Genomic DNA, 16,380 nt, shown 5'->3' on the forward strand with positions numbered 1-16,380 from the left:
CCTATGACGACCCACACTGCAAAGGCTCCCATGGACGGCGAAACACCCGCTTTCTATCTGACGGAGGAACATCATCCGGAAGGCAGCACCATGCTGGGCTTCTGGATCTACATCATGAGCGACTGCCTGATCTTCGCAGTCCTCTTCGCCACCTATGCCGTACTCGGCCATAACTACGCGGCCGGCCCTTCCCCAGCCGACCTGTTCGAGCTGCCGCTGGTTGCCGTCAACACGGCGATGCTGCTTTTCTCCTCCATCACCTATGGCTTCGCCATGCTGGCGATGGAGAAGGATAACAAGTCGGGCACGCTGATGTGGCTGACGATTACCGGCATCTTCGGCGCCATCTTCATCTTCTTCGAACTCTATGAGTTCTATCACCTGATCCTCGACGGCGCCGGTCCGCAGCGCAGCGCGTTCCTCTCGGCCTTCTTCACGCTGGTCGGCACGCACGGTCTGCACGTCACCGTCGGTATCGTCTGGCTGATCACGCTGATGACGCAGGTTGGCCGCTACGGCCTGATCGCGGAAAACAAGCGCCGTCTGATGTGCCTTTCGATGTTCTGGCACTTCCTCGACGTCGTCTGGATCGGCGTGTTTTCCCTCGTCTACCTCATGGGAGTTCTCGGATGAGCTCGAACACAAACCACACGCATCATTCCGGCGACGCCCACGGCCATGACCACCACCATGGTGGCCATGAGGCTTCTCACGGCACCTACAAGAGCTACATGACGGGGTTCATTCTCTCCGTTATCCTGACCGCCATTCCCTTCTGGCTGGTCATGGGCAAGGTGTTCTCAGATCCGGCCATCACCGGCGCGATCGTCATGATCCTCGGTGCGATCCAGATCGTCGTGCACATGATCTACTTCCTGCACATGAACACCCGCTCGGAAGGCGGCTGGAACATGATGGCGCTGATCTTCACCATCGTGCTCGTCATCATCGCGCTTTCCGGCTCGCTTTGGGTCATGCATCACCTCAACGCGAACATGATGCCTATGTCGCCCGATATGATGCGCAACATGCCATAAGATCGAGCGGTGGGCCTTCAAGCGAAGGCCCACCCTCTTGCCGGCGATGATATCGACCGGATGCTGCGCTAAACGTTTTCGGGAATGCCCGAGATCGCGGCCGATTTTTCCAGACAACGCATGATCTTCCGCGAAGGCTGTTTCGCACCTCCCGAAATCATGCGGCAGCGCGTCCCCGGAGACCTGCGCCCATGACCGATATTTCCTCGAATATATCCGTGAGCAAGCGACGCTCGATGCTTGGCCTTGCCATCTGGCTTGTACTGCTTCTGCTCCTGACCGTTCTTCTGATCGGACTTGGCACCTGGCAGGTGCAGCGGCTGCACTGGAAGCTGGATCTGATCGCGAAAGTCGATTCTCGCGTGCATGCGCCGGCGGTTGCGGCGCCTGGCCCGGCGCAATGGGCCGATATCAATGCCGAAAATTTCGAATACAAGCATGTGCAGGCAAGCGGCACTTTCCTCAATGACAAGGAAACGCAGGTCTATGCCTCGACCGAGCTTGGCCCCGGCTATTGGGTGCTGACGCCGTTGAAACAGGCTGATGGGACGATCGTCATCATCAATCGCGGCTTTGTTCCCACCGAGAAACGCCAGCAGACGACGCGAACCGAAGGCCAGATCGGCGGTGAAACCACGGTGACCGGCCTTTTACGGATCAACGAGCCCAAGGGCACGCTGATGCGCTCCAACGTGCCGGCCGAAGAACGCTGGTATTCGCGCGATGTCATGGCAATTGCCGATGTCCGCGGCCTGCAAAATGTCGCGCCCTATTTCATCGATGCCGACGATACCAAAAATCCCGGTGGCCTGCCGGTGGGCGGGCTGACGCAGATCGTCTTCCACAACAGCCATTTGGTCTACGCCATCACCTGGTACGGGCTGGCTGCCATGACGCTCGGCCTCGCGGTATTCCTTGTCTATTTCGAGCGGCGGCGGGCGAAAACAGCCCGCTGACCGTTATTGCGTCATCTTCGGAAAGCGGAGCTGCCAGCGCCGTCCGTCGCTTGTCATCTCGACAAGGCCGAATGGCTCGACATCGATCGCCCAGAATGCCGTTGGCGGCGCCTTTAGGACGTTCAAGATGGCGGCACGAATGACGCTCGCATGGGTGACGACAACGATGTGGCCGGCATCATTGAGATGAGCGCCCATCCACTCACCGATGCGCCGCATGACCGACGACAGGGGTTCGCCGCCATGCGGCGCTGCGTCCATATCCGTCATCCATAGCGCCAGGGCAGCCGGATCGCTTTCGTGAAGCTCGGCGAGCGGCTTTCCCCGCCAGTCCCCATAATCGCATTCGTGCAAGGCAGCTTCCTCCGTCGCCTCAAGGCCAAGGAGCGCAGCGGTCTGGCGCGCGCGCAGTGCCGGGCTTGTCCAGACACCATCGATCGATCCGAGCCTTGCAGCAGACAATTCGGCGCGCTGTGCCGCCTTATCCTCCAGCGGCTCGTCATCCGGGAAGCAGCCTTTCCGATTGGCCTCGGTCGGGCCATGGCAAATCCAGCTCAAGCGCGCCTTCATGACAGTCGATATCTCCATGCATTGTCGCGATTTCGCATCACGATGGCGGTTGATTGACAACCATATTTGCCGACAGATATAAACTTGCACTTGCGGGTGTGGAAGCCGGTGCAATCCCGGCGCGGTCGCGCCACTGTAATCGACGGGCGGATACCGCCCCCAGAGAGCCAGACCCTTCCCGCAAAACCCTTCCGCAAATGGAACGCGCTTTTCTTCTAGAGGGAAATACAATGTCCGATACCGCTTTCGCCCCCACCGCGATCCCGCAGCCGATACCGCTCGGCCAAATCCTGCCCTGGGCTATTTTTGCCGGCCTGCTGATGCTGCTCGCGATTTATTTCGTCGGCGCGGAAGAAGGTGCGACCTCGCTGATTTCAGGCATGTATGTGCACGAATTCGTGCATGATGCCCGGCATCTTCTTGGTTTCCCCTGCCACTAAAGGGATCGAGCACATGGTTGGACGTCTTCTACTCCGCGGCATGATCGTCGGAGCGCTCGCTGGTATTCTGGTTTTCGCTTTCGCCCACACATTCGGGGAGCCGCAGGTCGATTGGGCCATCGGCTTCGAAGAAAAGGTAGCGCAAGCCGCCGGGGAAGCCCCGGAACCCGAAATCGTCAGTCGCGCTACACAAGCCGGCCCTGGCCTCCTCACGGGAGCTATACTCTTTTCGACGGCGATCGGCGGATTGTTCGCGCTGGTCTTCTCCTTCGTCTACGGCCGCATCAGCCCCCTCGGCGCGCGCGGCACCGCGGTCTTGCTCGCAATTGCCGCTTTCGTGACGATTTCGCTCGTTCCCGATATCAAGTATCCGGCAAATCCGCCGGCAGTCGGCAATCCCGACACGATCGGTGCCAGAACGGAACTGTTCTTCATCATGATCGCCGCCTCGATCGTCGGCATGATCGTTGCGATCGGGCTTGGACGCCGGCTGGCGGCGCGCTACGGATCATGGAACGGAACGATCATCGCCGGCATCGGCTATATCGCCTTCATCGCGCTGATCCAGTATCTGCTTCCGTCCGTGAACGAAGTGCCCGAACAGTTCTCGGCGGTCGTGCTCTGGAAGTTCCGCGTCACATCGCTTGGCATGCATGTCATCCTCTGGACGACACTCGCTCTCGGCTTCGGCGCCTGGGCGGAACGCGAGCTGCCGCAGACGCGCTATCGCAGCAACGCGACGCTGCGCCGCGCCTGAAATGGCATATCTGCCGCATCCCGCGCACGCCACCGTGCGCGGGAAACGCCGACTGCAAAGCGGCGTCTTGTTCGCCGTGATATGCCTCATTCTATCGAGCTGGCCGACGCTGCTTTCGGCTCACGGCGGCTCTTCCGGGAGCCAGGCCGGCATCCCTATACCAAGCCTCACACATGGTGAAATGGCCGTGATCGCGCCCTATTACGGGCGGATCATTGCGATTGCCGAGGATGTGTCCAATACCGACGAGACCTTTCGCCGACTGCTGAATTTCGCCCAAATCCAGCGCGCCTATTGTCTCTGGGGCATGATGCCCGGCAGCGTCAGCGACGAGGAAAGCCCGTTCAACGAATGCTCGCATGCCTATCTCGCCGCCGCCAAGGCGGTGTTGCTGAAGATGCGGACGATGAAAGGCGATACGGCTTCTGTCGATGATCTCGCCTCAGAGGTCGATGCCGCGCTCGTGCGCAACAATCTGTCGCTTGTTCTCTGCCAGTTCAGCAGCGAAAATTTCAACACGGCCGATCTCATCCGGCCAAAGCCGGCCAACATCATCCGTCATGCCCAAAGTCTTCTGGCAATCCTGTCGGTCCTGCTGGCGATCGGCGCCGGACTATGGCTGACGGCACGGGCTTTACGGACCGAACCTCACCCATAAAAAAACACCGCCGCTGAACGCGGCGGTGTTTCTCAATTTACCAGTCGCGATGGCGATCACGCCAGCGATCCCTGCGCCAGCCACCATCACCACGCCAGCCGCCATCACCACGCCAACCGTCGCGATGACCGTGCCAACCCCATGGCGGCGGCCGGTGATAGCCCCCACCCCAGCCATAACGCGGCGGCGGCGGCCCCCATCTGTTCCGGCGGCATTCACCCCAACGGGTCACATGCCAGCCACGACCGCAGGCATAGTCGACTTTCACAATCGGCACCGCGGCAGTTGTCCCGACAGCCGGTACAGGCATTGCTTCTGCCGAAGATACAGCCAGGCCACCAAGCAAAGCAGCGATGGCAAAAACGGACGATCTCATTTTGGTGGTCCTCTAACCAAGTCCCTTACAGACTGGATTTAAAGCCCTGGCGCATGAACGCGGGCTGAACCGAAAAAGGCCATTTAACGGCGGAAACAAGATTGGTTTCGAGACAGATCACTCGACCGGGAGCTGTCGATACCGATCCCTTGCGACCCATTTCTGCTTGCTGGCCCGGGATATCAGGCCCTCTTCGCGCGTCACGAGAGTTTCATGAACGGGGCTTACACCAAACCTATCGTTTGCCATAAAGGAGTTCTGGATGGTCGACCTCGCTTCCAACAGTTCAGAGGGTGGCAATACCAATCACCCAATTCACGGCGCCAGCGGCTCGGCAAAATGGTTCTTGCCGCTCTTTGGCGTGGTCATTCTCGGCGGCCTTGCCTATGTGGGCTACGCGCTTGGCAGCGATCTCGCCGAAGCTGCTGCCGTTCCGTGGATTCTGCTTGGTCTTGCCCTGCTGATCGCGCTGGGTTTTGAATTCGTCAACGGCTTCCACGATACGGCCAACGCCGTGGCAACGGTCATCTACACGCGCTCGCTGCCGGCTGAATTTGCCGTCATCTGGTCCGGCTTCTTCAATTTCCTTGGCGTTCTCACCTCTTCCGGCGCCGTCGCTTTCGGCATTCTGGCGCTCCTGCCGGTCGAACTCATCCTGCAGGTCGGCTCCGGCTCGGGCCTTGCCATGGTCTTCGCCCTTTTGACCGCCGCCATCATCTGGAACCTCGGCACCTGGTATCTGGGCCTGCCCGCATCGAGCTCGCATACGCTCGTCGGCTCCATCATCGGGGTCGGTCTTGCCAATCAATTCCTGGCGCCCGCCGGCTCCGCCACCAGCGGTGTCGACTGGTCACAGGCAAGCAGCGTCGGCATGTCGCTGCTGCTGTCGCCGATCATCGGCTTCGGCGCTGCCGCTCTGCTGCTGCTGGTCGCCAAGGTGCTGATCCGCAACAAGGCGCTTTACGAAGCTCCGAAGGGCAATGCACCGCCGCCGCCGTGGATCCGCGGGCTGCTGATCTTCACCTGCACGGGTGTCAGTTTTGCCCACGGTTCGAATGACGGCCAGAAGGGCATGGGCCTCATCATGCTCATCCTCATCGGCCTCGTCCCCACCGCCTTCGCTCTCAACAAGACGCCCGACATCAACTATCTCGAGGCTTACAAGGCCGCTTCGGCACAGGTCGAGACGGTACTTGGGAAGTATGTGAAACCCGGTGTGACCGCACCTGCCGATCCGAAGGCAGCCGTCAGCGATGCCGTGAAGAGCAAGACCTGGTCGGACGCGACGACGCCGGCATTGCAGGCCTATATCCACGCAACCAGCACCGAGATCGCCGCCTATCCAAGTGTCGAAAAGCTGCCGAACGGTCTTGTCAGCAACGTTCGCAACGACATCTACCTCATCGGCGAAGCGTTGAAGCTGATCGACAAGCAGAAGCTGTTGCCGATGAGCGCCGACGACCTGAAGGCGGTGACGCAGTATCACGCTGCCGTCGACAACGCGACGAAGTTCATTCCGCTCTGGGTCAAGGTTGCTGTGGCGCTGGCGCTCGGCCTCGGCACCATGGTCGGCTGGAAGCGCATCGTCGTTACCGTCGGCGAAAAGATCGGCAAGACGCATCTGACCTATGGCCAGGGCGCTGCCGCCGAAGTCGTCGCCATGCTGACGATCGGTGCGGCTGACCATCTCGGCTTGCCGGTTTCCACCACCCACGTCCTCTCGTCCGGCGTCGCCGGGACGATGGCGGCAAATGGCTCGGGCCTGCAGTGGTCGACGGTGCGCAACATGCTGATGGCGTGGATATTGACGCTGCCGGCGTCGATAGCGCTCGCTTTCGTGCTGTTCATCATCCTGCGTCAGGTTTTCTGATCGGCATACCGGCTGGATATTCCAGCCTTTGCCTGAAAATATCCCCAAAGCACAATGGCGCCCCTCGCGAGGCGCCATTTCCATTGAATATCACGGTTACATGCCGCCGCTCATCGCTATAACGGCTCTCAGAGTTACCCCGAAATCCTTCGGCACAGCCGCTGCGGCGGCTGCGTCATTCAACCACCGCAACGACCTTCCGAAAGCGCTCTAGCGAGCGATTTCTCTCCTGCTGCCATTGGCGCCCAAGCCGGACAGCTTTGCCAGCTCGGAACGCCGGTTTGCATAATTCTGCGCAACCATCGGGTAGTTGGGGGCCAATCCCCATTTTTGTCGATATTCCTCTGGCGTCAGGCCGTAATGCACACGCAGATGACGCTTCAGCGTTTTGAAGCGTTTGCCGTCTTCGAGGCAAACGATGTAATCGCTCGTTACCGATTTCTTCAAATCCACCGCCGGCACAAGATTGGCCCGCTCGACGGCGGGTGCCGGTGCATCCAACGCATGCAACGCGTCATGCACGTCCTTGATCAACCTGGGAAGGCTGACGACCGGAATCGCATTGTGACTGACATAGGCCGAAACGATTTTCACACAACCATCGAACAATGAATGCATCTGCGGGGGCGTAGGTTTTTGTCTCTCGCTGAAAGAATCCATGATCTTTTCCCGGATCTCGTAGGTTCCTCGTGCGCCGCCTCGCCCGATCGTATAAAGCGCGACCTCCGTTGCCGAACGTCCCGCCGTTTCAAGTGACGCCATTTTTGCTGGCGCCTGATCCCCGGCACAATTGCCGGGGTAGAATGCGTTCGCACTAGGTGCGTCCGCGATCATAGCCGGTAGCCTCTCGCCTCGAGCCCTGCATCCGCGGCAGCTTGCGGCTGCTCGCTGGCAGGGTCCGCAAAATAAACTGCCAGCCTGTTACAGAGGGCGACGAGCGGCATACCGAGCATGAATGCCGTATGTGTCGGATCTCCTTCGCAATGATGAAGCGTTTGAAGAATGAGCTTGCGCTCGACATCCTCAATAGTCTGACCGACGAGGATATCGACGGCCGCATCGACCGTTCGCTGCCCCGGAGAATCGCCACAAAGGTGGAGAGCGATCTCTTCGATCAATCGCTCCTCACTCGCCGTGGCTATGACGATGTCCGTGTGGCAGTCGCCAAATTCGCAGAAGACATAAAGCCCGCTTTCGGCATCGATCGTCACGCGCCCCGCGATCTCGGTCGGCTGATGACGAATGAGAACATGCGGTGAGGCATCACCGCCAAATATCACCGACAGGGTCCGGTCTACCGAATGAAGCCTGCCTCGGAGACGGCCGGTAAGACCAGTCAACAATGCCCTTGCCTTCAGGTTGCGCGTCTCCCGGACAACCGAGACCTGATAATCCGAATCGGGGAGCGATTTCCTCATCATGGCGACACCGATGCGGACAGGGTCGAACGATCGGCACTGGCCTTCCTCATATCAACCATCGGGGTTGCGACCTTCCGGGATCGCGAGACGATTGCATGAACGCTCATCCTACCCCCCTCAGTCCCGCCTTGCCGTTCCGCCGGCACAGCTGCGGCAGCGATACAGGTCGAGACAAGAGGAAACCCTGGACGTGGGTCGCACCAGCCGCACGGGCTGCTTCGAGCTGAGATTCCGTCTCGATGCCTTCGACGACAACAAAAGGGGCAAAGCAGGCAGCAAATCCGACGAGATGCGAAAGGCTGTCTCGCCCATCGCGACCACGCCTGTTGTCCCTGAGAAAAGCCGCATCGATCTTGACGATATCGCTGGTGATTTGCAGCAGCGATGCCGGCGTGGCGAAGCCCGAGCCGAAATCGTCGATGGCGATACGACAGCCGAGCGAACGGATCATCTTCACCCGCTCGATGGCGGTGCCAACCAGGGGATATGTTTCGGTGACCTCCACGATAAGGCGAGAAGAGAGCTCCGGCTGATGAGTGATTCGGGCAAAAATATCGGCGAATCGATCCGGATGGGACAGGCTGGAGACGGACAGGTTGCAGCCGAGGACGAGCGTTTCGTCCGCCGCAAGCGCGGACAACACCATATCGAGAATACGCAGGTCGAGCGCGAACCAGCGATCCTGCCGTTCAAGCAGCGACACAAATGTACCGGCACCATGCACGGTCCCGTCCGATTCCGTCACACGCGCCAGGCTTTCGGCATACAATACCTGTTCGGCATTCACCGCGTCGTGAACCCACTGGGCGGCAAAGCCCAGGCCACCCTCGGCGATAGCCTTTAAAATCAGGGCCTTATGACCTTCCTCGTTGCGATGAGCATTACCGTTCATCGAACCTCCCCTCGTCGGGGGAACGACCATGGGCAAAGTTTTGAAAACAAGCAGGGGTGATTGAAAGCGGCGCGATCCGCTTCGAAACATGAGATTTCTGGCGCTGTAAATCCGCGTCTTCCATCTTCCAGACACCCTTAAACCTCATATCATCGAGGTCCTCTGCACCGAGCCGGAAATATTACACCAGAGACCAAAGTCTATTCGGCGCCGCCACACCGATGGTGCTTTTTATCTATTGCTAATACACTAATTAGCATCTCACTGCAAAAGTCAATCTCTACGCGTTTTTTGTTATATCTAATTCAACTAAAACATTAACAAGTCTCATCTGTCATTACCGACTTCACTCATGAGGCCACCATCTGTTCTGCCGCGCTGCTTGAAGGGCCAAATCCAGGGACGGCAATTCGGCGTGCCACAGCTTCTCCCATTCGAGACTCATGACGCCGGCATAACCATCGGCGGCAAGCGCGGAACGCAGCGCGGCCATGGGAAACTCCCCACTGCCCGGCAATACATAGCTATAGGGCAGTTTCGGTCCCGGCTGCGAGATACTGTCCTTCACATGAAGATGCCGGGTGTTGTTGCGGACGAGTTTCCAGGTCTCCAGGAGATCGTGACCACCCTTGCGCCATGTGTGATGGGTGTCCCAGAGCAATGCACAGTCAGGAGCAGCCTCCAGGAAACGTGCGATAGGATCGAGCCTCACGAGGCAATCATGCGTCTCGACGACCATTTCGGCGCCGAATCCCTCTCGCCTGGCCGTTTCACGCCACCATTGCAACGTCTCCAGTGCCTCAGCCAACTCTCCGGCATCACCGCTCTCGCCGCCGTCAAAAACCCGCAGAGACTTGATGCCCGCGGCTTCCGCCCAGGGAAGATAGCGCAAAAACTCTTCCTTGGCCTGAGATGTCGCGCCGACAATGCGCAGCGAAGTGTTGAAGGCGCAAACCTTTACCGGCGACGGCGCCAGCGCCCGGGCGAGACCCGACGGCGAACCGAACCTTTCGGTAAAATAGCTGACCAGATCGATCGTACCGCCAAGGGCGCGAATTTCGATGGCGTCGAGCCCGTGGCGCGCTGCCAGGGCGAGAGCCTCATCCAATTCGAGGTCCGCGCATCCCAGCGTGGAAAATGCCAGCTTTATCCGCGGCACGCTATTATCAACGGCAACCACTACGCCCTCCTCCGCCAGATTTTTTAATGTCGACCAAGAGCCGCCGGACAGGGTGTGCCCTCTCCAGCTGCACGACATAAGTAACCAAACGGATAATTACGAAGCAGCACTCGGCCGTCAAGAGCCGACACCCTTTAACCGATAGATCGCGACTGACCTTCATCGCAGGATCAGTGCAGGATATCCAAAAAGGGCCTACAGCTATCCCTCACCAGACGATGGGATGCGTCTCTCCGGTCGCAACATTGACGAAGCCCTCCGGAGCCCTTTCCGATGGAGCCACAAGAACCCAGCGCCAGGGTGCGCAGGTCAGTGTCGCGAAGGAAAGGCGCTCGGGGAAGCCCGGCCACCAGCGCGGCGAAAATGTCGGCTCATACATCCAGTCGATATCGGCGCCGGCCTTGTAAAGCAGCTGCATCTCCGCATCCAACTCTTGCGCCGATCGTGCCGTCATCAGGCCGCCGACTTCGTAGCGGACGCGAGCGACGACCTTGCCGCCCGATACCAGCACCCAGCCGCCCTGCTGTTCGTTGAGTGCATTGGCGACCATCGCCATGGCTTCGTCCGAGGAACCGACGACCCAGATATTGTGCTTGTCATGGCCAAGCGTGGCGCCAAGTGCGGTATCCGGCGTGCGTGGGCCGGTGCCAAGCCAGAACATCTTGGCGACCCTGGCGCCGCCGGAAAAGCGGTCGACGATTGCGAATTTGGTGACGTTGCGATCCGGGTCGCGCTGCACAGCACCGCCAATAACCGGCAGATCCATGGTGATGAAATCATCGGCCCAGTGGAATGGTCGCAGCAGCGCCGCCTTCGCCGTCGCCGCGTCGGAGGGAGCAGCGATACGGAAATCCTCCGATGTGACGACCCGGTCGATCCGGACGGTCTTCGTTGCCCAATCCGGCCAGTCGATCTCAGGCCGGACGCCGACGAAAGACTTGCCTTCGGAAGCCGGCTTACCATCGGCCCAGACCTTGGCGATCGACAGCGTCGCAACATCGCCCAGAAGCACGATATCGGCGAAGCGGCCGGGCGAGATCGAGCCAACCCAAGGCGTGAGCCGCATATGCCGCGCCGGGTTGATCGTCACGCATTGAATGGCGATTTCAGGAGCCAATCCATTTTCGATCGCTAACCGGACATTGTGATCAGTCGCTCCGATTTTCAGCGTATCGGAAGCGCTGCGATCGTCCGTGACGAAAGCGATCTGCGACCAGTCGGACAGGCCCTTTTCGATCAGCCCCTGGATGACTTCGGGCAGGGAGTGCGGCCGAAGCTCGATGAACAGGCCATGCGTCAGCTTTTCCCAGATTTCATCAAGGAACCAGCCTTCGTGATCGGAGGCGAGGCCCGCGCCGGCAAACGCATTGATCGAGGCCAGATCACGCAAGCCGGCCCCGTGCCCCTCGACAACGCCACGCTGCTCGAAGGTGGCGCGGATCATGCCCCAGAGGCGATCATAGGCGGGATTGTCCGGATTGCTGACCGAGGGCCAATCCATCACCTCGTCGAGACCGGCAACCATCAGGCTTTCGCCGAGAAAGGCCTTCTGCTCGTCATAGCCGAAATGGCCGCCGCCCCATTCATAGGCGGTCGGCGGCACGGCCGAGCCCGGCAGAGGGAAGATCTTCATCGGCGAGCCGCGGCGGCGTGCCTCCAGCCAGAATTCGAGATTGCGAGCGCCGTTGACATTGGAAAACTCGTGGCTCGCCTCGCAGACCCAGGTGACACCGTGCGGCATGACCAAAGCAGCTTCCCATTCCGGCGTCAGGTGCGAGCTTTCGATGTGCTTGTGCGCCTCGCCGAAGCCGGGAACGGCTGCAAGATTTGGCTCGTGAATGCGCTCGCCAACCTCGCCCTGGTAGCTGCCAGCCGGACCGACATAGGCGACGCGCCTGCCCTTGATGACGATCTCCTGATCATCGAGCCAGGTGCGGCTATGTACATCGAGCAACCGGCCGACACGCAGCAGCCGGTCGGCCGGACGGCGACCGAGCGCCGTCAGAGTGAGATCCTGGCGGATCAACACCTCGTCTGCCGCGTTGACAAGCAGATCGTCGGGGAGATTTTTCGTTGGAGATGTCATGAGAAAGATGCCTGCGGAAATTCGATCGGCCGAGGGTAAAGATGGCGGTCCACCGTGTAAAGCGACTTGGCTCGGATGCGGGAAACCAAACCATCTCAATGGGTTGCATTTCTGGCTGTGATGCGCGCCGGAATATGTGGATTGCCGGGCGTGACATCGAAAAACTCACCCCTGCCCAATTGTTGGGCTTGTAAAGCGGATGCTCGAAAAATAGTATCCTGCAAGCTTGAAGCATATGGCTGATTTTATTGACCAAAGGATTTCGATCATGAAGGGCCTCTCTTTCGCCCACGTCGCGGGTTTCGCCGTTCTAGCTGCGACCGCCGCTTTGCCAGCCTTCGCCCAGGCAAAGACCCTGACCGTTTCATGGTGGGGCTACAATGGCGAGAAGATGCAGGCCAATATCATCGAGCCCTTCAAGAAGATCTGCGGCTGCGACGTTGTCTTCGAAACCGGCAACAATGCCGACCGGCTCAACAAGCTGAAGCTGCGCGGGGGTAAGGGTGTCGACGTCATCTACCTCACCGATAGCTATTCGCAGGCCGGCATCCAGCAGGGCCTCTTTCAGGAGATCGACCGCAGCAAGATCCCGAACATTGCCGATCTCTACGACATCGCCAAGGCGCCGCAGGGCAATTACGGTCCCGCTTACACAATCGGCCGCGTGGGAATCGTCTACGATACCGCGAAGGTGAACCCGCCGATTACCTCCTGGAATGATCTCTGGCGCGACGATCTGAAGGGGGCTGTTTCGCTTCCCGGCATCACGACCACAGGCGGGCCGCTGACAGTGCTTGAAGCCGGCAAGCATGCCGGCGTCGATCCCTATACCGATGCCGACAAGACCTTCGAAGCCATCGAGACGCTGAAGCCGAGCGTGGTCAAGAACTACAATACCGGCTCCGAGCTGGTAAACCTGATCTCGACAGGCGAAGCCAAGGTGGCGATAACGCAGGACTTTGTTCTGACATCCTTGCGCGCTGCCGTTCCAACGATGACCTGGGCCAATCTGAAGGAGGGCGATATCGCCGTCCTCAATACAGTCAATATTCCGAAGGGCTCGGAAAACGTCGAGCTTGCGCATCAGTTCATCAACTTCATCCTGTCGAAGGACGTGCAGCAGGCGGAAGCCGAACAGGGCGTCGATGCGGCCGTTTCGACCAAGGTCCTGCTGCCGCCGGAAAAAGCGAAGCTCTGGACTTATGGCGCCGAGATGATCGCCAAACTCAACCGCATCGATTATGAAAAGCTGATCGACGCGCAGTCTGACTGGGTCGATCGCTGGAACGAAATCTTCGGCATGTAACAGGGCATGCCGCAGCGATCCTGCGGTATTCCCACGGAATTCGTGTGATGAAGCATCTTGCAAAATGGGGTTTGACGGCGCCGGCGATTATCGCCGTGGTCCTCTTCCTGCTCGTTCCGGTAATCATCACCATCGCTGCGACATTCGGCGAAGCCAAGGGTGTGTTTTCTCCCTATGTCGCCTTCTTCACCAGCGGCTTTCGCCGCACGGTGCTCTTCAGGACAATCGAGATCGCCCTGGTGACAACGGCCATCTCCCTCATCATCGGCTTCATTGCCGCCTATGTGATCGCGCAGATGCCGGGCCGCCTGAAAAGCGTGATGATTATTGCCGCCGTCTTTCCGCTGCTGACCGGCGTCGTCGTCCGCTCCTTCGCCTGGCTGATCATTCTCGGCAAGAACGGTATTCTCAACAGCATGCTGCTTTCGGTCGGCGTCATCAGCGAGCCTCTGTCGATGCTCTATACCGAGGGTTCGGTGATCGTCGCGATGGTCTATCTTTTCGTGCCACTGATGATCCTCACCCTTGTCGGCGTGCTCGAGGGCATACCGCAGGACCTGATCCAGGCGGCGAATTCGCTTGGTGCAACGCCGACTGCGACCTTCCGGCAGGTGATCCTGCCGCTCGCCACGCCCGGCCTCATCGTCGGCGCTGTGCTGGTCTTTACCGGCAGCTTCACCTCATACGCCACGCCGCAGCTGCTTGGCGGTGAAAAGCAGATGATGATGGGTACCTTCCTCTATCAGCGCGCCATGGTCACCTTCGACTGGGTAGGGGCATCGACGATCGCCGCCATCATGGTGGTCGTGACGATCGGCATTGTCGCGATCATGAGCCGCATCGCGCGGCGACTGAACCCGATGGTGGTGTGATCATGGCGAAATCTGTTCATCCCGCACTCATCGCTTTCACGGGTCTCATCTTCCTGTTTCTGCTGGCGCCGCTCGTCATCATCATCGGCGCGGCCTTCAGCGACACGACTTATCTCACCTTCCCGCCGCAGGGCCTGACACTGCACTGGTTCTCGAACATCTTCGCGATCGAGGCCTTTCGCACGACGGCAATCACCAGTTTCGAACTAGCCTTCCTTGGAACCGGGCTCTCGCTGCTGCTTGGCGTTCCCGCCGCCTATGCGATCAGCCGCTACAGGGTCGAGCTGCCGAGCTGGCTTTCGACGCTTTTCGTTCTTCCGATCCTCATTCCGGAAATCGTCTTCGGCTTCTCGCTGATGAAATCGATCACCATCGGCCTCGGGCTGCCGATCTTTCCGAGCCTGTTGATCGGCCATGCGCTGCTGGTACTGCCCTATTCGGTGCGCGTTGTCAGCGCCAGCCTTGCGAGCTTCGATTTCTCGATCGAGGAAGCCGCTATCAGCCTCGGCTGCCCGCCGCTCAAAACCTTCCTGACGGTGGTGCTGCCGAATATCCGCGGCGGCGTCATCGCGGCCTTCATTCTCGCCTTCATCACCTCCATCAACGATGTCTCCGTCTCGGTCTTCCTGACCGGCCCCGGCATCTCCACCCTTCCCATCCAGATCCTCGCCCATATGGAGCAGTTCTTCGACCCGACCATCGCCTCGGTCTCCGTGCTCTTGATGCTCGTGACCGTCGCCGTCATGGCGGTCGTCGAAGCCACCCTGGGCCTCACCTTCCTGACAAAGTAGCCGCCCGTGACCGTATCGCTTACCATCCAATCCATCAGCGCCCATTACGGCAAGACGGCTGTCCTGCAAGACCTTTCGCTGTCGGTCGCAGCCGGCGAGCTGGTGTCGCTGCTCGGCTCCAGCGGCTGCGGCAAGACGACGACGCTGCGGCTCGTCGCGGGCTTCCTGCAGCCGACGAGCGGCAGCATCAAGCTCGGCGATCGCGATCTGACCACGCTTCCCGCACATGCCCGCGATATCGGCCTCGTGTTCCAGAACTACGCCCTGTTTCCGCATCTGACAGTGCTGGAGAACGTCGCCTTCGGCCTGAAGCAGCGCGGCGTCGCAACGCTGGAACGCCGACAGAAGGCTACAGCCATGCTGGAGCGCGTTGGCCTCTCAGGCCTCGGCGACCGGTTACCCTCCGCACTCTCCGGCGGACAGAAGCAGCGCGTCGCATTGGCGCGTGCACTCGTCATTGAGCCGCCGCTTCTGATGTTCGACGAACCGCTGTCCAATCTCGACGCCAAGCTCAGGATCGACATGCGCGTCGAGATCCGCCAGCTGCAGCGCGCCAACGGCACGACATCGCTCTATGTCACGCACGACCAGGAAGAAGCCTTCTCGATCTCGGATCGGGTCGCCATCATGAATGCAGGTCGCATCATGCAGCTCGATACGCCGGAAGTCCTCTACCGCAAACCGGCCAATGCCTTCGTTGCCCGTTTCGTCGGCTTCGAAAACCTGCTGCCATTGCAAGTGGTCGCGCGCGATGGCGCCCTGGTAACGGCAGAGGGTGCAGGCGGTGCAAAGATCACGCTTTCGCAGGATGATTTCGGACCGATCCCCGATGATTTCATCCTCGGCTGCCGCGCCGACGGGCTTTCCGTGCGACAGGAGGGCAATGGATTGCTGGCGACGCTTGGAATGAGAACCTATCTCGGCCGCGCCTACCAATATCAATGCACAACGCCGGCGGGCGATTTTGTTGCCAATGGCGCATTGTCCGAGCCGCTGGCCGCAGGTAGCGCGGCGACGCTCGTGCCTGTGCCCGAACAGTGCTGCATTCTTAATCCGGAGCGGTAGGCGGGCGAACTGGGTGCTCCCGAGTGTTAACTCCTCGATTGGTTACCAGACACAAAAAGGCCCGCTTGAGGCGGGCTTTTTGTGTTTGGATTTGTGGGCAGGC

General features: G+C 59.7%; 18 protein-coding genes and 1 riboswitch. Of the genes, 11 read left to right on the forward strand and 7 right to left on the reverse strand.

Annotation, left to right across the window (positions count from 1 at the left end; genetic code table 11):
* The first annotated feature begins 3 nt into the window (after nucleotides 1-3).
* The 3 genes from cyoC (at nucleotide 4) to BSK43_RS08770 (ending at nucleotide 1,993) form a co-directional block, all read left to right on the forward strand.
* On the forward strand, nucleotides 4-633 hold the full coding sequence (gene cyoC / locus BSK43_RS08760) for a cytochrome o ubiquinol oxidase subunit III (protein ID WP_077468317.1): 630 nt from the start codon (nucleotides 4-6) through the stop codon (nucleotides 631-633).
* Nucleotides 630-1,037 carry a cytochrome o ubiquinol oxidase subunit IV gene (gene cyoD / locus BSK43_RS08765; protein WP_077468316.1) on the forward strand — a complete coding sequence of 136 codons (408 nt, stop codon included), beginning with the start codon at nucleotides 630-632 and terminating at the stop codon, nucleotides 1,035-1,037. The genes cyoC and cyoD overlap by 4 nt, the downstream gene beginning before the upstream one ends.
* Nucleotides 1,038-1,228: 191 nt before the next feature.
* Entirely contained in the window at nucleotides 1,229-1,993 is a 765-nt protein-coding gene (locus tag BSK43_RS08770) for an SURF1 family protein (protein ID WP_077468315.1), read from the forward strand.
* A 3-nt stretch (nucleotides 1,994-1,996) separates the two neighbouring features.
* Here BSK43_RS08770 and BSK43_RS08775 read toward each other — a convergent pair whose 3' ends face one another.
* A complete protein-coding gene (locus tag BSK43_RS08775; RefSeq protein WP_077468314.1) occupies nucleotides 1,997-2,563 on the reverse strand; it encodes a histidine phosphatase family protein in 567 nt (188 codons plus the stop codon).
* Between the two features lie 100 nt (nucleotides 2,564-2,663).
* Nucleotides 2,664-2,736, forward strand: a riboswitch (cobalamin riboswitch).
* A 57-nt stretch (nucleotides 2,737-2,793) separates the two neighbouring features.
* On the opposite strand from BSK43_RS08775, the gene BSK43_RS08780 reads away from it, so the two are divergent.
* Genes BSK43_RS08780 through BSK43_RS08790 form a run of 3 tightly spaced genes read left to right on the forward strand, consistent with a single transcriptional unit; the run spans nucleotide 2,794 to nucleotide 4,418 of the window.
* Nucleotides 2,794-3,003, forward strand: coding sequence for a CbtB-domain containing protein (locus BSK43_RS08780; RefSeq protein WP_077468313.1), 210 nt, complete (start codon nucleotides 2,794-2,796; stop codon nucleotides 3,001-3,003).
* 13 nt (nucleotides 3,004-3,016) lie between these two features.
* The gene (locus tag BSK43_RS08785) at nucleotides 3,017-3,760 is read left to right on the forward strand and encodes a CbtA family protein (RefSeq protein WP_077468312.1); all 744 of its coding nucleotides are present in this window, start codon (nucleotides 3,017-3,019) and stop codon (nucleotides 3,758-3,760) included.
* 1 nt (nucleotide 3,761) lies between these two features.
* Nucleotides 3,762-4,418: a hypothetical protein gene (locus tag BSK43_RS08790; protein WP_077468311.1), complete on the forward strand. Its 657-nt coding sequence runs from the start codon at nucleotides 3,762-3,764 to the stop codon at nucleotides 4,416-4,418.
* Between the two features lie 37 nt (nucleotides 4,419-4,455).
* Here the strand turns inward: BSK43_RS08790 and BSK43_RS08795 are convergent, their stop codons facing one another.
* The gene (locus BSK43_RS08795; protein WP_077468310.1) at nucleotides 4,456-4,794 is read right to left on the reverse strand and encodes a hypothetical protein; all 339 of its coding nucleotides are present in this window, start codon (nucleotides 4,792-4,794) and stop codon (nucleotides 4,456-4,458) included.
* Nucleotides 4,795-5,056: 262 nt separating this feature from the next.
* Here BSK43_RS08795 and BSK43_RS08800 point away from each other — a divergent pair, with 262 nt between their 5' ends.
* A complete protein-coding gene (locus tag BSK43_RS08800) occupies nucleotides 5,057-6,664 on the forward strand; it encodes an inorganic phosphate transporter (RefSeq protein WP_077468309.1) in 1,608 nt (535 codons plus the stop codon).
* A gap of 210 nt (nucleotides 6,665-6,874) precedes the next feature.
* Here BSK43_RS08800 and BSK43_RS08805 read toward each other — a convergent pair whose 3' ends face one another.
* The 5 genes from BSK43_RS08805 to BSK43_RS08825 form a co-directional block, all read right to left on the reverse strand.
* On the reverse strand, nucleotides 6,875-7,324 hold the full coding sequence (locus tag BSK43_RS08805) for a MucR family transcriptional regulator (protein WP_068401106.1): 450 nt from the start codon (nucleotides 7,322-7,324) through the stop codon (nucleotides 6,875-6,877).
* A 170-nt stretch (nucleotides 7,325-7,494) separates the two neighbouring features.
* Nucleotides 7,495-8,085, reverse strand: a complete 591-nt coding sequence (locus BSK43_RS08810) for a helix-turn-helix domain-containing protein (protein WP_077468308.1) — start codon at nucleotides 8,083-8,085, stop codon at nucleotides 7,495-7,497.
* Between the two features lie 103 nt (nucleotides 8,086-8,188).
* Nucleotides 8,189-8,977, reverse strand: a complete 789-nt coding sequence (locus tag BSK43_RS08815) for an EAL domain-containing protein (RefSeq protein WP_077468307.1) — start codon at nucleotides 8,975-8,977, stop codon at nucleotides 8,189-8,191.
* Nucleotides 8,978-9,323: 346 nt separating this feature from the next.
* Nucleotides 9,324-10,157 carry a sugar phosphate isomerase/epimerase gene (locus BSK43_RS08820; RefSeq protein ID WP_246662515.1) on the reverse strand — a complete coding sequence of 278 codons (834 nt, stop codon included), beginning with the start codon at nucleotides 10,155-10,157 and terminating at the stop codon, nucleotides 9,324-9,326.
* 208 nt (nucleotides 10,158-10,365) lie between these two features.
* Nucleotides 10,366-12,243 (reverse strand): adenine deaminase C-terminal domain-containing protein, encoded by a 1,878-nt coding sequence (locus BSK43_RS08825; RefSeq protein ID WP_077468305.1) that lies wholly within the window; start codon nucleotides 12,241-12,243, stop codon nucleotides 10,366-10,368.
* Between the two features lie 268 nt (nucleotides 12,244-12,511).
* On the opposite strand from BSK43_RS08825, the gene BSK43_RS08830 reads away from it, so the two are divergent.
* Genes BSK43_RS08830 through BSK43_RS08845 form a run of 4 tightly spaced genes read left to right on the forward strand, consistent with a single transcriptional unit; the run spans nucleotide 12,512 to nucleotide 16,277 of the window.
* Entirely contained in the window at nucleotides 12,512-13,549 is a 1,038-nt protein-coding gene (locus tag BSK43_RS08830; protein WP_077468719.1) for an ABC transporter substrate-binding protein, read from the forward strand.
* A gap of 47 nt (nucleotides 13,550-13,596) precedes the next feature.
* On the forward strand, nucleotides 13,597-14,421 hold the full coding sequence (locus tag BSK43_RS08835; RefSeq protein ID WP_077468304.1) for an ABC transporter permease: 825 nt from the start codon (nucleotides 13,597-13,599) through the stop codon (nucleotides 14,419-14,421).
* Nucleotides 14,421-15,212 (forward strand): ABC transporter permease, encoded by a 792-nt coding sequence (locus BSK43_RS08840; protein WP_077468718.1) that lies wholly within the window; start codon nucleotides 14,421-14,423, stop codon nucleotides 15,210-15,212. Before BSK43_RS08835 ends, BSK43_RS08840 begins: the two co-directional genes overlap by 1 nt.
* Nucleotides 15,213-15,218: 6 nt before the next feature.
* On the forward strand, nucleotides 15,219-16,277 hold the full coding sequence (locus tag BSK43_RS08845; RefSeq protein ID WP_077468303.1) for an ABC transporter ATP-binding protein: 1,059 nt from the start codon (nucleotides 15,219-15,221) through the stop codon (nucleotides 16,275-16,277).
* Nucleotides 16,278-16,380: the final 103 nt, after the last annotated feature.

This window comes from Rhizobium sp. P44RR-XXIV (assembly GCF_001999485.2).
Classification (GTDB): Bacteria; Pseudomonadota; Alphaproteobacteria; order Rhizobiales; family Rhizobiaceae; genus Rhizobium.